Source organism: Protofrankia sp. BMG5.30 (assembly GCF_001983005.1).
Classification (GTDB): domain Bacteria; phylum Actinomycetota; class Actinomycetes; order Frankiales; family Frankiaceae; genus Protofrankia; species Protofrankia coriariae.
Genome location: NZ_MOME01000035.1, coordinates 22,358 through 36,700, shown reverse-complemented (window position 1 = coordinate 36,700; position 14,343 = coordinate 22,358). Strand labels below are relative to the sequence as shown.

General features: G+C 67.7%; 13 protein-coding genes and 3 pseudogenes. 9 read left to right on the top strand and 7 right to left on the bottom strand.

Features of this window, described 5'->3' with window-relative positions; all coding sequences use genetic code 11:
* Positions 1-59: 59 nt before the first annotated feature.
* The 4 genes from BL254_RS18200 to BL254_RS18185 all read left to right on the top strand — a co-directional run bounded on the left by BL254_RS18200 (position 60) and on the right by BL254_RS18185 (position 5,175).
* Positions 60-2,873, top strand: coding sequence for a lantibiotic dehydratase (locus BL254_RS18200; RefSeq protein ID WP_076844228.1), 2,814 nt, complete (start codon positions 60-62; stop codon positions 2,871-2,873).
* Positions 2,870-3,967 (top strand): lanthionine synthetase C family protein, encoded by a 1,098-nt coding sequence (locus tag BL254_RS18195; protein WP_076844203.1) that lies wholly within the window; start codon positions 2,870-2,872, stop codon positions 3,965-3,967. The genes BL254_RS18200 and BL254_RS18195 overlap by 4 nt, the downstream gene beginning before the upstream one ends.
* A gap of 15 nt (positions 3,968-3,982) precedes the next feature.
* Positions 3,983-4,765, top strand: a complete 783-nt coding sequence (locus BL254_RS18190) for a thiopeptide-type bacteriocin biosynthesis protein (RefSeq protein ID WP_076844201.1) — start codon at positions 3,983-3,985, stop codon at positions 4,763-4,765.
* Between the two features lie 224 nt (positions 4,766-4,989).
* Positions 4,990-5,175 carry a hypothetical protein gene (locus BL254_RS18185; protein ID WP_139342384.1) on the top strand — a complete coding sequence of 62 codons (186 nt, stop codon included), beginning with the start codon at positions 4,990-4,992 and terminating at the stop codon, positions 5,173-5,175.
* A gap of 28 nt (positions 5,176-5,203) precedes the next feature.
* Here the strand turns inward: BL254_RS18185 and BL254_RS18180 are convergent.
* Together BL254_RS18180 and BL254_RS29575 are read right to left on the bottom strand one after the other, a co-directional pair.
* Positions 5,204-5,917 (bottom strand): annotated as a pseudogene (locus BL254_RS18180) (IS30 family transposase); the annotation flags it as partial.
* 5 nt (positions 5,918-5,922) lie between these two features.
* Positions 5,923-6,147 (bottom strand): annotated as a pseudogene (locus tag BL254_RS29575) (transposase); the annotation flags it as partial.
* 85 nt (positions 6,148-6,232) lie between these two features.
* Here BL254_RS29575 and BL254_RS26310 point away from each other — a divergent pair.
* Positions 6,233-6,889, top strand: a complete 657-nt coding sequence (locus BL254_RS26310; protein WP_139342383.1) for a hypothetical protein — start codon at positions 6,233-6,235, stop codon at positions 6,887-6,889.
* A 377-nt stretch (positions 6,890-7,266) separates the two neighbouring features.
* Here the strand turns inward: BL254_RS26310 and BL254_RS18170 are convergent, their stop codons facing one another.
* Both BL254_RS18170 and BL254_RS18165 read right to left on the bottom strand, forming a co-directional pair.
* Positions 7,267-7,833 (bottom strand): ImmA/IrrE family metallo-endopeptidase, encoded by a 567-nt coding sequence (locus BL254_RS18170; RefSeq protein WP_175648410.1) that lies wholly within the window; start codon positions 7,831-7,833, stop codon positions 7,267-7,269.
* Positions 7,830-8,336, bottom strand: coding sequence for a helix-turn-helix domain-containing protein (locus BL254_RS18165; protein WP_076844226.1), 507 nt, complete (start codon positions 8,334-8,336; stop codon positions 7,830-7,832). The genes BL254_RS18170 and BL254_RS18165 overlap by 4 nt, the downstream gene beginning before the upstream one ends.
* 165 nt (positions 8,337-8,501) lie before the next feature.
* Between BL254_RS18165 and BL254_RS18160 the strand changes: the two genes are divergently transcribed.
* The 3 genes from BL254_RS18160 to BL254_RS18150 are packed head-to-tail and all read left to right on the top strand — an operon-like array spanning position 8,502 to position 10,572.
* Positions 8,502-8,759, top strand: a complete 258-nt coding sequence (locus BL254_RS18160) for a hypothetical protein (protein ID WP_047224062.1) — start codon at positions 8,502-8,504, stop codon at positions 8,757-8,759.
* Positions 8,759-9,121, top strand: coding sequence for a hypothetical protein (locus tag BL254_RS18155; RefSeq protein WP_076844197.1), 363 nt, complete (start codon positions 8,759-8,761; stop codon positions 9,119-9,121). The genes BL254_RS18160 and BL254_RS18155 overlap by 1 nt, the downstream gene beginning before the upstream one ends.
* On the top strand, positions 9,118-10,572 hold the full coding sequence (locus tag BL254_RS18150; protein ID WP_047224060.1) for a ThiF family adenylyltransferase: 1,455 nt from the start codon (positions 9,118-9,120) through the stop codon (positions 10,570-10,572). The genes BL254_RS18155 and BL254_RS18150 overlap by 4 nt, the downstream gene beginning before the upstream one ends.
* A gap of 21 nt (positions 10,573-10,593) precedes the next feature.
* Here the strand turns inward: BL254_RS18150 and BL254_RS29570 are convergent.
* From BL254_RS29570 to BL254_RS18140, 3 genes and pseudogenes are all read right to left on the bottom strand, one after another.
* Positions 10,594-10,725: pseudogene (locus tag BL254_RS29570) on the bottom strand (IS5/IS1182 family transposase); the annotation flags it as partial.
* A 107-nt stretch (positions 10,726-10,832) separates the two neighbouring features.
* Positions 10,833-12,356 carry an ISL3 family transposase gene (locus BL254_RS18145; protein ID WP_175648411.1) on the bottom strand — a complete coding sequence of 508 codons (1,524 nt, stop codon included), beginning with the start codon at positions 12,354-12,356 and terminating at the stop codon, positions 10,833-10,835.
* Between the two features lie 98 nt (positions 12,357-12,454).
* Positions 12,455-13,873: a DNA-binding transcriptional regulator gene (locus BL254_RS18140; protein ID WP_052914771.1), complete on the bottom strand. Its 1,419-nt coding sequence runs from the start codon at positions 13,871-13,873 to the stop codon at positions 12,455-12,457.
* A gap of 321 nt (positions 13,874-14,194) precedes the next feature.
* Between BL254_RS18140 and BL254_RS27305 the strand changes: the two genes are divergently transcribed.
* Entirely contained in the window at positions 14,195-14,341 is a 147-nt protein-coding gene (locus BL254_RS27305; RefSeq protein ID WP_157180544.1) for a hypothetical protein, read from the top strand.
* Positions 14,342-14,343: the final 2 nt, after the last annotated feature.

The window sequence follows — 14,343 nt, the reverse complement described above, 5'->3', positions numbered from 1 at the left end:
CCCGGCCCCCTGCGCAGGGGGCCGGGCCACACACCCACAGCTCATGGGTGGAGGTGCGGGTGCGCGCGTATGAGGCCGTGGACGCGGCACTGATCAGGACCACGACGATCCCCGCGGATCTGGAACTACCGCCGTGGCCGGACCTGACCGGCGACGACGTCCCTGGCTGGCAGGTGTGGCTCCGACGGGTATGGGCGTTGCGCGGGTTCGCCGACGCGGTGCGGACCGCGTCACCGGAGCTGGCCGCCCAGGTGGAGCGGCAGCTCGCCTCGCCTGCGCCCGCTGCCCGAAGCGCGACGCGGCCGGTGCGGCGGCTGGTAGAGACGCTGACGCGGTATCTGCTGCGCTGGACGAGCAGAGCGACGCCGTTCGGGCTGTTCGCGGGCATCGCCCCGGTGGAGTTCAGCACCCGCGCGCATGCCGCGTGGGGCGGTGACCACCGGGTCGTGATCCGGCCGGACGGGCTGTTCCTGGACGAGCAGGCGGAGCGGATCGAGCAGCGGCTGGCCACCCTGCGGACGGTCCCGGTCGTGACGAACGGCCTCGGGTTCGCCCGCGGCCGTTCGTGGATCGTTCCGGGTGTGAGCGCCGAGGGCCACCTGCGGGATGCCGAGGTGGACCTGACCCGCCCGCTGCGGCTGGCCGTGGAAGCGGCGCGACGGCCGATCAGGTTCAGCGACCTGACCGCCAAGCTGGCCGTCGAGGCACCCACCGTCGACCTGGCGGTCATCGAGGAAATGCTGGCTGACCTGGTGGCCCACCGCGTGCTGCTCTCGGCTGTGCGCCCCCCGATGACGGTGACCGACCCGGCGACGCACCTCGCCCGCTACGCCGACCTTCCGGACTCGTCCGGACAGACCGTGGCCGATGTGGGAGTCGGCTGCTCGGTGGCCTTACCTGCGGCGGTGCTGCGCGAGGCCGAGCACGCCGCATCGATCCTTACCTTGGTCGCGCCGGAGATGCCGGGGTGGCGGGCCTATCACCAGGCGTTCCTCGAACGGTACGGGCCGGGCGCGGCGGTGCCCGTCCGAGAACTGGCAGCGGCGTCCGGGCTGGGCCTGCCGGCTGGATACCGAGGGTCCCATCGGCGCGAGCCGCAGCTGCTCACCGCTCGCGACGTGATGCTGGCGAAGATCGCCCAGCAGGCCGCCCTCGACGGCCGTGCCGACGTGGTCCTGGACGACGATCTGATCGCCAGGCTGACCGTCGGGCATCGGCCGCCGGTCCCGCACACCGAGCTACGTTTCAGCCTGGCGGCGCAGACCCTGGGTCATCTGGAACGGGGAGCGTTCACGCTGACCGTCATCAGCGGGGCCCGGCACGCCGGGGTGACCGTCGGCCGGTTCCTGCACCTGCTCGACGACACCGAGCGGGAGCGCTTCCGCCGCGCGTACGCCGCGCTGCCAACCGCCATGCCCGAAGYGATCATGACGCAGATCTCCGGGCCACCGCTGGCTCGGAAGATGACGGCCCTGGCCAGGGTTCCCGAGATCCTGCCGGTCCTGCCCCTCGGGGAATACCAGGAAAACCCCGGCCTCGATCTCGACGACCTGGCGGTCACGGGCGACGCGCGGCGRCTCTGGCTGGTGTCACTGTCCCGCGGCTGCCCGGTCGAGCCGATGCTGTTCAACGCGGTCGACCTCCCTGGCGGCCAGCAACCGCTCGCGCGGTTCCTCACAGAGATCTGGACGGCCTTCTCAGCGCCCTGCTGCCCGTTCACCTGGGGACCCGTCGCCCGCGAACTCCCGTTCCTCCCGCGCATCCGGTACGGCCGGTCGATCCTTCATCCCGCCCGATGGATCATCACGGCCAGGAGCCTCCCGGCCCGCGCCGCGCTCTTTCCTGACTGGCGGGATGCCTGGGAGCGGCTGCGGAAGACCTACCGGATCCCGTCCGAGGTCCTGCTCGGCGCCGACGATGTCCGGATCCRCATCGACCTCGACGAGCCCGCCCACCTCGCGCTCCTTCGCGGCCAGCTTGACCGGCAGCCGTACGCGGTCCTCACCGAGGCCGGCGACCGGCCCGGGTGGTTCGGAGGCAGACCCCACGAGCTCGTCGTCACGCTCGCCCGAGCCGCGAACCCGATCGAGCCGAGACACCCGCGCCCGGTGCGGGCCGCCAGCACCGTGGAGCACCGGCCGGGCCTATCGCCATGGCTGTATGTGAAGGTCTACGGCSGCGACGATGAGATCCTTGCCCGGCTCGCCGAACTGGTCGGCGACAACCAGAACAGTCAGGACCGCTGGTGGTTCATCCGCTATCACCAACCTGAACCCCATCTCCGGCTACGCGTCCCGCTGCGCGGCGCGGACCGTTTCGGGGCAGCCGTCCGGCAGTTCGGACGGTGGGCGGACCGTCTGCGCGCTCACGCGCTGCTGCGCGACTACACGATCCACACCTACCGGCCTGAGACCCGGTTCGGCACAGGTCCGACCCTGGCGGCGGCCGAAGCGGTGTTCGCCGCCGACTCCCACGCGGCCGTCCAGCGCCTGTCCGGCGACCGGACAGTCGCAACCGCCGCCGGACTGATCGGCATCGCCGACGGCTTCACCGGAAACGGACATGCCTGGCTCATCGATCACGTCGAGCACCGGGGCGACCCGGCGACAACAACCGCCGGCCGACCGGTGAGCGGTGGCCGTGAGCAGGTGATGCGGACAGTCCCCCTGTACGAGAACGACCGGCTCCGCCGGGCCCTGGTGGACTACCGGGCCCGTGTCGACCAGGACGGCCTCGACCCCGACCGGGTCCTGGCCGACCTGCTGCACCTGCACCACGCCCGGATGATCGGAGTTGACCTGGTCTCCGAGCGTCACTGCCTGCGGCTGGCCCGCGCTACCGCTCACACCCTGCTTGCCCGGGGCGTGTCATGAAGCCGGGGCAGTCCCTCAGCGGCGGCGCGGCCGGCATCGCCCTCCTTCACATCGAGCAGGCCCGAGGCGGCGCGGCCACCTGGGACCAAGCGAACGCGACCCTGATACAGGCCGTCGCCGACGGCGTCAGCATCGCGGCCACAGCCAGCCTTTACTACGGCGCTCCGGCTTTGTCCTTCGTCCTGCACGGTGTCGCCGACCGGCCCGGCCTCGCCACGGCCATGGCCACCGCGGACGCGGGCACCGCCATGGTCACCCGGCATCGTCTCGAAGCCGCGCATGCCAGGATCGACCAGCGCCGCCGGCCGCTGATGGCCGAATACGACCTCATCGGCGGCCTGACCGGCCTGGCCGTGGCGCTGCGCCGCAGCGGCGATCATGATCTGCTCCGCGACGTCCTCGGCTACCTGGTACGGCTCACCGAGCCCGTCGACGGCCTTCCCGGCTGGTGGTGCCCAACCGGCCCCAATCGCAGTCAGAAAGGGCCCATCGGAGGTCACAGCAACCACTCGATCGCCCACGGAATCGTCGGCCCGCTCGCCCTCCTGGCCATCGCTTTCCGTGATGGCATCGAGGTCGACGGACAAACGGATGCGATCACACGCATCTGCCGGTGGCTGGACGCCTGGGAGCAGCAGAAGGCCGGTGGCGGCTCGTGGTGGCCACAGATCGTCAYGCTCGCCGACATCGACCGCGGTACCACCAGCCAACCGGGCCCGCTCAGACCTTCCTGGTGTTACGGAATTCCAGGCATCACCCGTGCCCTGCAACTCGCAGCCCGCGCCCTGCACGACCCCGCCCGTCAACAGCACGCCGAGACCGCCTTCCTCGACTGCCTGAACGATCCGGAGCAGCTCGGCCGTCTCATCGACCGGAGCCTGTGTCACGGGACCGGCGGCCTGCTCGCAACCGCCCGCAGCATCGCCGCCGACGCCCTCATCCCGATCCCTCTCACCCAGCCGCTGCTCCTGCACCAGAACGCCCCCGCCCAAGCCGACGAGCCCTCGGGTTTCCTGGTGGGATCGGCCGGTGCCGCCCTGGCCGCCGCCGGAACCAGGACGACCTCGTGGGACGCCGGCCTCCTGCTCCGCTGACGGAAAGGCCCCACCATGGAAGAAACCCCGTGGAAGCAGGTGAACATCACCTACCCTGCCCAGGACCCCGCTAAGCGGGAACGCCAAGCCATCGCCCACCTGGCCGGAATCCTTCCGTCGGCCGAGGCCAACGGTCTCATCACCTCCTGGTGGTTCATCCGCAAGGGCCCGTGGCGCGTGCGCTACCTGCTCGCTGACCCGGCGGACGGCCACGGCAGCAACGCCGCCGACCCGCTCCATCCCCTGCTCACGAACGGCGTCACCTGGACCCGCGACATCTACGAACCGGAGACCCACGCCTTCGGCGGACCGGCCGGTATGGACCTGGCCCACACGCTGTTCCACGCCGACAGCCGCCACCTGCTCTCCRCCCTCGGCGACGGCCGCACCGACCGGCGGGAACGCTCCCTCGTGCTGTGCACCGCGCTCATGCGGGCCGCGGGACTGGACATCAACGAGCAGGGCGACGTGTGGGCACGAGTGRCCGAGCAGCGCTCCGGCCTCGCCGAAGTACCACCCGACCCGCGGATATGGGCATCCTTCACCAGCGACGTGCGCCACCTCCTCCTCGGTCACGCCCGCGCAGACCTCATCGGCGGCGACTGGCTCGCGTCGTTCCACGAGGCAGGAAGATCACTCCGGAGCCTGCGGGAAAACGGCAATCTCACGCGGGGAATACGCGCGGTCATCGCACTACATGTGATCTTCCATTGGAACCGGATCGGGCTCGCAGCGACCACCCAGRCCACACTCGCGCGGGCCGCGCAGGAAGCCGTCTTCGGCAATATGCCCGGATGACACCGGGGCATCGACGAGGACCCGGGGCGACCCCGTCGGCCGGTCCGCAGCACGTGTTCGCCCGGCGTACCAGGCAGCAGAGGTATGAGCACGAAGAGTCTCCACCGCCTTGGACACCCGGCTGCTCTACCCGTGACTGTTTGACTACGGTGGAATGGTTCATGCTACGGGATAGAAGGCTCAGCGATCAGCATTCGCGTCCGGAGAGGATGTGCGGCGGCGTCATGAGCAAGCGCAGCCAGCGGGTCGAGCAGGACGAGCTGCGTGCGCGGATGCGCGCGGTCGGCATGTCCCACGACGAGATCGCGATCGAGTTCGCCCGCCGCTACAAACTGCGTCCCCGCACCGCGCACCGGGTCGCGCACGGTTGGACCCAGCAGGTGCGACACGAGGTCGCATGGTTCGAGTGAGTGCGTCGGAGGGAGGGCAGGGGCGGATTCAGCCGATGATTGCAACATCCGGGAGGTCGAGTGCTGCGACGAGCTTATCGAGCTGACTCGCCGGAGTCGTCCAGCCGAGGATCTTGCGGGGCCGCGCGTTGAGTTCGGCAGCGACGGCCGCCAGATCGGACGCGGTGTGGACGGACAGGTCGGTGCCCTTGGGGAAGTACTGGCGCAGCAGCCCGTTCGTGTTCTCGTTCGAGCCGCGTTGCCAGGGCTTGGCAGGCTCACAGAAGTAGACCGGGACACCGGTGGCCGCGGTGAACTCGTCGTGGCGGCTCATCTCGCTGCCCTGATCCCAGGTGAGTGAACGCGCCAGTGGGATGGGCAGGCCGGAGACCTCGCGCACGAGCGCGTCGAGCACCTGGTCGGCTCCGCGCCCGCCGGGCAGGTGCAGCAGCATCAGGTAGCGGGTGGAGCGTTCGACCAGAGTGGCGATGGCGGACCGGTTGCCCTGGCCGACGATGAGGTCCCCTTCCCAGTGACCGGGCTGGATCCGGTCCTGGACTTCGGCGGGCCGCTGGGTGATCAGGGTGCCGGGGGCGGCGAAGCGGGTGGCGCGCTGGTCAGGACGGCGTCGCGGGCGGCGGGACCGTCGGCGGGTGCGGAGGTTCGTGGCGGTGTCGCGCTCCAGGCCGCCGCGTTCGGGCCGGTAGAGGGCCTGGTAGATGGTCTCGGTCGCGGCCTGCATGGCCGGGTCGTCGGAGAATTGGCTCTGAACCGGCGATGCGCCGTCGGGACCATCACCCCGAACGACGGCGGCAACAACCGCCACGCACAGCCCGACGTCAACACGTAGACCACCGCGGTGAACACCGCCCGATCCGACACCGGCGCCGTGTCCCGCTACCCTGACCACGCCGCAGGGAAAACAGGCAGCAAGGGCTCCACGAGCTCCCAGAGCTCATCCGGTACCAGCCGCAGAGCAAGGCGGTCATCCACCCCTCAGATCATGCAAGAAGATTCACAACACCACATGAGACACCCTCTTAATTTCGACCCCATAGAGGAAATGATAAAAGCGAACATGGACAACTATAGCGACGGTGGCGACAAAGTCGAGATATCGCGACGAGAGGCGAACGCCTTCAGTGAAGTAGAAGTTTTCGAATCGAATATATGGGAAGACGAGGAGCTCTGGGTCGAGCCAAAATTTGGCGAGAAGACCGTGTCGTGGCAAACCGTGTGGGATCACTTGTATCCAGAATATGATGAGTTTGATCTATATGCGCCCCACGACGACGGCGCGGCTTCGGATATGCATCGCTTGCGCGGTTTGGTGGCGACCCAGTGCGCAGAGACCGAAGCCGTTCTAGGAAAGATCGCCCTCCACTTCGATAAGTCCTTAAATGTCGAACGCAGGACTGCGGGACAATTGCTGCATGAGGTTCGTCGACTATTGGGCGAAGCCAAGGAAAAATGGGCGACAGAGTTGACCGCTATCGATGGCGCGATAAGGCGAAGAAACCACGTGATCCACTCGCCGGCAACGATCGCTTCAGATAGAATTGGGGATGGCGACTGGGTTCCAGTTCTTAGCTTCATCGGCGATGATATCTACGATGAGGGAAATCTCCGCCGCGATCTAGCGCTGCAACATGAAGCAATCATAGCGGCCGTGCGCCTATTTCACTCCTTGAGTGCAGACAGCAAGGAAGATGTTGCCTCAGGCCCAGAGGAATGACAGGGATAGCCGCTTGGGTAATGAATCTTCCTCGGTGCGACAACAAAGCAGTCCAGAGGTGGGAAATAATAGCGCAGCAGGCGGGGTTCCCGCTCGTGCGAACGTCAACCGCTGCCGACCATCGGGGTCGCTGAGAAAGTGTCCATTGAGAACTTCAAGAAATACCGGGACTCGCAGCGCGAGCGCCGCAAATCGGGCGGTCATCGCGCGAAGCCTGGTGATTCAGCTACGCAGCGATGGGGTCAAGGATCCGTCATGAATTAACATTTGCACGCTCGGAGGCATCTTCGCAGGTCACAGGCTTGGGGAAGGTCCAAGGTGCACAGGTTATTTCATTCCAAATCCCAAGGTTGCCGACGAGCATTCGGAAGCGGGGGCTAACCAACCGCTCTTTGAAACTGGCCGACCTGACGTCCTACGCCGGTCGAATTGTACCGGAACCGTGCCATCTCGATGGTCACCTGGTACCGATCGGCGATCTCGGCGTGTGTCAGGCCTTGCCGGGCCGCCGAAACTAGCAGCGGTCTTGGGAGCAGGAGCGTGCCGCCGAAGTTCGTGGCCTGCTCCTCTTCCTCTGGCCTGCACGTACGAAACGGGATTCCGTCAATCTCGCGCATCTCAGAAAGTTCATGCTTGAGAAGGATGTGTGAGAGCTCGTGCGCGATATCACTGGYACGTCGGCCAGGCGTCCGCAGCGGGCTAGTGATCACGAATTGACGACCGCCGATCTCGAACGTGGCCCCGGAGAACGAGTAGGCCTGAATACGTTCGATCTCTTCTAGCCGCGACATCTCTATTAGGTCGCCAGCGCTTACAATCTTGACGCCGAGATGGGTAGCGAGAGTGCTGACGTCAAGGGCGTCGGTCTGCCGCAGCCCCATTTCCGCTCGGAGGCGAAGCGCTTCACGTTCGGCGTTGGCTTTGAATCCGCGCGGTAGGCTCATAKCTGGCCGCTTTCGACTCGCTTCTCTAGCTCGCGGTGGATGTCGACGAGTATGGATCCAAGCCTTTCGGGGACTCCTGGCCGCATTGTCGACGCGGCACGGAGGTGGCATGCCACAAGACTTCGATTTGGTTCRACCTGGGCAGCCAGGGCATCGTACATCTGGCGAATTACCGATGCAATGCTCGAGGCGTGCTCCGGTGCCAGCCGTGGATCGGCGCTGAGGTGCGCGATCGCGACTTCCACCGGGGTATCCAATCGCTCGGCGATCGGGGTGAAGAAGCGGCTCGGTGAGACGCCCACCCAGGCACAGAGGGCCGTGAACGACGCGAGATCTGGCTGTGCACCCGCCTCCACACGCGACATGGTGCTGACGCTGACACCGGCCTCGGCCGCAGCCTGCCTCAGCGATCTTCGACCACGGTGATCGCGAATGAGCGCACCGAGCTTCGCGGCGTCGAGCCGCTCCGCCGGGCGTGTCCGTCCAGCCTCCTCCTCAGGCATGGCGCCCGAGGCCACAGGAGATCCGGGCTGTCCCATACAAGCGATGGTAGCCGACGAACGGCGCTCTGCTGCCCCGTCACCCCGATGTTGCGCAGCGCCGCATCGGTGTGCCAGGATCACGTCCACAGTGAAGCGATGTCGCTTTGCTGAGACAAGGAGGTGCTCATGACGAGCGACGCAGCACGAGACGGGCGGCACCGGACCGTGCAGATCACGATTGACGGCCGCCCGTTCGACGTCGATCCCGATCGACACAGAACGGCAGGGGACCTGCTCCGCCTTGCCGGCCTGAACCCGAACGGGTACGACCTCGCCGTCGTCCGCGGGCACGGCGACGTCCACCGGTTCAAGGACACGGACCCTGTCGAGGTGCACCCGCGGGAGAAGTTCGTGTCGATCCGGCAGCGAGCAGAGGTCGCCTGATGACCTCCGCCGTCGCGACCGTGGGCGCCGACGCCTTCATAGCCGGTCTACTCCGGTGCGACATCCAGACGACGGTGACAGCCTCGGTCGTCGTCTTCACAGTCGCGGCGGCGACCCAGTCAGGGGCAACCGACGTGGAGACCGGAGTAGCTATGTCCGAACTCGGAGCATGGCCTGCCGTGCCGCCTCACTGGATCCACCTCCCCGCGACGGTGGCGCTGACGAACACCAACATCAACATGGATGAGACGTTGCCCGGGTGGGTGCGGCACTCCCGCCAGGTCGCCGGTTGGGGTGACGCCGAGGAGCCGGCGCAGGCATGRCTGGCGCACGTCCGGAGCGTTCTTCAGGAAGCGGCATGACCTTCTCCGCAGCGATGCCCGGCACGATCGACAACGAGCTCAGCCGGCATCTGCTCCGAGCCGACGGCCAGGAAGACGTGTGCCTGGCGACGTACGCGACCTCCACCGGCTCGACCAGAACTACCGCCTTGGTAAACGCCGCGCTGCTACCGGAGCGCGGCGAGCGGGCTGTCCATGGCAACGCGTCGTTCACCGGCGACTACTTCGTCCGGGCGGCAGCCCAGGCTGCTTCGCTCGGTCGAGGTGTCGTAGCGCTGCACTCCCACCCCGGGAGCCGGGGATGGCAGCTGATGTCCCGTCCGGACCATGACGCCGAGCGGTCCTACGCCCACCTCGTTCAGCAGGTGACCGGCAAGCCGCTGGTCGGAATGACTCTTGCCGGGAACGGGGATTGGTCGTGCCGTGTGTGGGATGCCGTGGGAGTCCCGACGCACGGTGAGTCGGTCCGGGTCGTGGGTGACCATTTCCGGGTCACCTGGAACGACCAGCTCCGGCCGGCACCGAAGAGCAACGACAGGCAGGACCGCACCGTCTCAGCCTGGGGCGAGGAGATCCACGCCAGCCTCGCCCGCACCCGGGTACTCGTGGTCGGGGCCGGCAGCGTAGGGCTGGATGTTGGGCTGAGGCTCGCCGCCACCGGCCTCATACAGGTCGGCGTGATGGACTTCGACAGCGTGGAGATCGTCAACCTCGACCGGCTGGTAGGCGCGACCGCCACAGACGTTCGGCTGGCCCGAAGCAAGGTCGAGGTCGCCGGACGGTTGATGGTCCGAGCAGCCACCGCCGCGAACCCCAAGATCGTCGAGCTCGATGCGAGCATCTGTGACCCGGCCGGACTGGCTGCGGCCTTGGACTACGACATCGTGATCAGCTGCGTCGACCGGCCCTGGCCTCGCGGTGTGCTCAACACCCTCGCGTACGCCGACCTGATACCCGTCATCGACGGCGGCATCGGTATCGACACCTTCGACGACGGCACCATGAGGAACGCGACGTGGCGTACCCACGTCCTGCTACCAGGACAACCCTGTCTCTGCTGCAACAAACAATTGGACGCAGGCGAGATCCAGACAGACAAGCTGGGCCTCCTCGACGATCCCGCCTACATCAACGGTGCAGACCCCGAGGCACTACCCAAGCGGCAGAACGTCGCCGTCCTCGCCGCGGGCGTCAGCGCGAGCATCCTGGCCCAGTTCGTCAGCCTGACCGTGACCCCTAGCGGCTTCGGTGTCCCCGGCCCACTCAGCTACTCCCTATCCACCCACACACTCGACCACCTCCATTTTCCGACGAAGAAGGACTGCGCCTTCGAGGCCGCCGTCGCAGCTGGCGACGACCGCCTCGTTCTGACGGGCGAACACACTGCCGCCCGGCATATCCAAGCCGAACGCCGCGCGCGACAGGCCCGCCCCGTCACTCGGCTCCGACGGGCGCTCTCACGGGGGGCTTAACGCTACTACTAAGAACGTGTCTCACGTGGCCAGTTTCTTCCAGCAGGTCAGCGTCGCTGCCAGGGTGAGGAATCCGAGGAAGTTATGGCCGTTGCGTTCGTAGCGGACGGTGAGGCGGCGGTAGCCGCCGAGCCAGGCCATCGTCCTTTCGACCTCGCCTTCGACGGACGCCTGTCCGCCGGCCGCAAGTAACAGACTGAAAACCCACCGTTACACCGTTAACTTGGCCCTGCCAAGATTCCGGTGGTAACGGAGCGTGGTCATGAGAGCAGGATGYGCTGGCGGAGCAGAGGGAACTCGGCGCGGCCGTACATCTGCCGCTTGATCAGCTTGACCTTGGTGTTTGCGCCCTCCATGGGGCCGTTGCTGTAAGGCAGGGTCAGTCCGGCGACGACGGCGTCGTGGTCGGTGTCGAGCCCGGTGACGAAGGCGTGCAGGAAGGGCAGGTCGTCGTCGCGTACGGTTTTCATCCACATGTCGAGGTCCTGGCCGCAGTGGTGGGTGAGCAGGGCGGCGAACGCGCGTATCCGGGCGGCCAGGGCGGTCATCTGCGGGCAGCTGGCGACCAGGTCGTCCCGGTGCCGCCGCCGATGATCGGGCAGGTGCTCGGGCCTGYTCATGAGCCAGGCGGCCAGACGGCGCGGGGACGGCGGGATGCGTTCGGGGTCGGCGCGTCCCTGGTTGAGGTAGCGCACGAGCAGGGTGGCGCTGCCCGGATAGCCCTGCTCGCGGATCTCGGCCAGGAGCCGGGTGACTGCCACGCCGGACTCGTCGGCGAGGCGGCGGCGCAGATGGTCGCGGTAGGGATCGACCAGCGTGCGGCGGTATTGCGGGGGACGCAGCAGAGCCTCGGCCGAGTCGGCCCGGGCATAGCGTTTGACGGTGTTCAGCGCCCAGCCCAGGCGGCGGGCGCACTCCAGCAGCCCGACGCCCTCGTCGAGCAGGGTGTGGACGGCGGCGTGCCGGCTGCGCGTGTGTTCCTCACGGGCAGTGATCGTGCGGGGCGGTCCGGCATGCCAGCAGCGGCTGTGCGCGACCACGGTCTTCTCCACGGCCTCGCCGAGGTTCTTCCACAGGTGCCAGCGGTCGCTGACCTGCACGGCGTCGGGGGCGCCTTGGCGGATCGCCTCCGCATAGGACAACGACCCATCACGGCACACCACCCGAACCCCAGGATGCTCACGCAGCCACGCCGCCAGGCTGTCCGCCTTCCGGTTCGGGAGCACATCGATGCGACGGTGGGTGACGGCATCGATCAGCAAGGTCGCATACCGGCGGTGTCGCCGCAGGGCGACGTCGTCCACGCTGAGCACCCTGGGCACCGCCGACATGCGCAGAGGCAGTGCCATCACCAGCCGCAGCACGGTGGAGCAGCTGACCGCCACCGCGAACACCGACAGCAGCCGTGCCCCCGCCCGCCCGGCCAGGACCACGCCGACCGCGCTGATGAGCGCCCCCAGGTGAGGAGTGCGCCGGGCGTATCGCTCGGCCAGTCCGGGTACCTGCTCCCGAAACGTCTGCTGGGAACAGTCCGGGCTCGGGCACACCAGCCGCCGCAGGGTCAGCTCGATCACCACCGGCCTGCCCCCGACCGGAAGATCGGCGAGCCAGCGCCGGTGATAGCCGTGCACCCGCGCGGTGAGCGTCCCGCAGCGCGGACAGGCCACCGGATCCGCCCGGGTCCGGGCAACGACCCGCACCCTCTGCCCCTCATCGACAACGCGCTGGACCAGCACCGCGGCCAGCTGAGGAAAGACAGTCTTCAGCAGCTCGGCGTCACACAGTTGCCAGCTTGTCACCGCGACGACGGCCTGTCACCACCGGAATCTTGGCAGAGCCGTTAACTTGACACTCCCTTCTCGGGTCTGCCTGGAGTTTGTTTTTATACAGATCTTGAGGACGGTGAAGCGGTGAGCATATCAGCGCGGTCGAGGAGTTCGCGGACTGCTGGTGTCCGGCGGTGGGGCGCCAGGTGGGTGGCCAGGCGGCTCATATGGCCGATGCATCGGGCTGAGTCGACTTCCCCGGTGAGGGTGTTGACGGCGGCATTGCCGAGTGCTGTTACCCGGTCGAGGTCGGGGGGATCCTGCCGGGCGTAGGCGGTGGCGAGCAGTGTCTGGCGGAGGGCTGCTTCGCGGGAGAACGCCGTGTCCTGCAAGGACAGGGCGGCGTGGAGATGTTCTTGCGCCCGGGGCCAGTCGTGGAGTTTCAGATAGCAGTACCCGGCTTGGGCGTGCACCTGCGCCTCGTTGATCCAATAGCACCATCCGGGTTCGCCGTGCTCGGGAACAGCGTCTGTCAGCCGGTCGAACGCGGTGTCGATCGCCGTGCGGCAGCCGGTGGTCTGCTGGTCGTTGGCGTACGCCTCGGCCGCCCGCAGGTGCAGGATCGCGCTCACCCGGGGTGTTCCACCKGGATAGCCGGCCAGGGCGGTTTCAGCGAGTGACACCGCGGCACGGACATGACCGAGGTCCTTGGCCTGGCAGGAAGCGAAACCGAGGATGTTGGCGCCGAGCGCGCGGTCACCGGCGGTGTGCGCGGCGTGGAGCGCGGCGACGAAGAAACGTTGCGCGGGGGCGTGCTGACCGGCGTCGAAGGAAAGCCAGCCCGCCAGCCGGAGGAGTTCGGCCGCGGTGGCGTGGAGGCGGCGTCCGACGCTGTCGGTGTAACGCCGATGCTCGATGAGGCCGATGACGTAGGCGAGGTGCTGGCGGACCAGGCCGAGTAGCGCGCCCCCACCGAGCTGGTCGTCCATCCGGCGGAGCTGGTCGATGATCTGGTCAAGGTGGTCGACGACCGTGGCGGGCAGACGGCTGCCGCTGTTCCGGGTCACGGAGTCCACGGGTGGGGCAAACAGCCACCCGTGGGCGGGTTCGGTGATCGCCGTGCCCATGGCGGTGAGGAACAGTCGACGATCCATGCCTTCAGCGTCGAGGATGCCCCGGGCCGCCTGCAAACCGCCCTCCGCGTTCCAGGGCAGCGCCATGGTGGTGTCTGCGGATGCGCTGTCGCCGGCGGGTACCGGCGGCCACGGGTGGATGACGGTCTCCCCGGGGAGGGGCCGGCAGAATCCCAGCTGCGTTTCTGTCGCCTGGTACAGCGTGCACAGCAGCTGCCGGTAGCGTCGTCGTGGTCGGACCAGTCCGCGTTCCCACCGGGAGATCATCTCGTCGTTGACCCCGGGGTGCGTGCCGTCGATGGCGTGGGCAAGGGTCACCAGTCGTGAGGCAACTTCGTGCTGCTCGAGGCCGTACCACTCCCGGTAGGCCCGCAACATCAGTACGGGGGTGTCTCCCGACATGACGGCCACGTCCTGCGTGTCGCTTGAGTGACTGAACGCGGTAACACTAGCCGTCTCGACGTCRCTCCCCGGACGGCTTCCGGAAACGGCAACTGAAACGGCCACTGATTAGGCCATTGCCACGGCCTTCCTGTGGGCGTCGTCCTGCGGTGTGCTGGGAGCGGTCGCCGCCGGGGCGATGAGCAGCAGACCGGCCCCGGCGGCGGCATGCCAGCCCCAACGAGGGGCGGTGGACAAGGCGGCCAGAGCACGGCTCGCCCTTCGGCGTGCCGGTAACCGCCATGTCCGCGCGGCCCCGAAGCCCCAGGAAGGAGGAAGGCGATGAGTAGCACCATCGGGCAGCCCACCGGTACGGCTCCGACACCCGCGCAGGTCACCGTCCAGGACGTGGCCCGCGTGCAGCGCCGGGTGCGGGCGTTTACCGCGACCCGTGTCACCGACACCGCCCCGACGGCCTACCACCGGTAGAA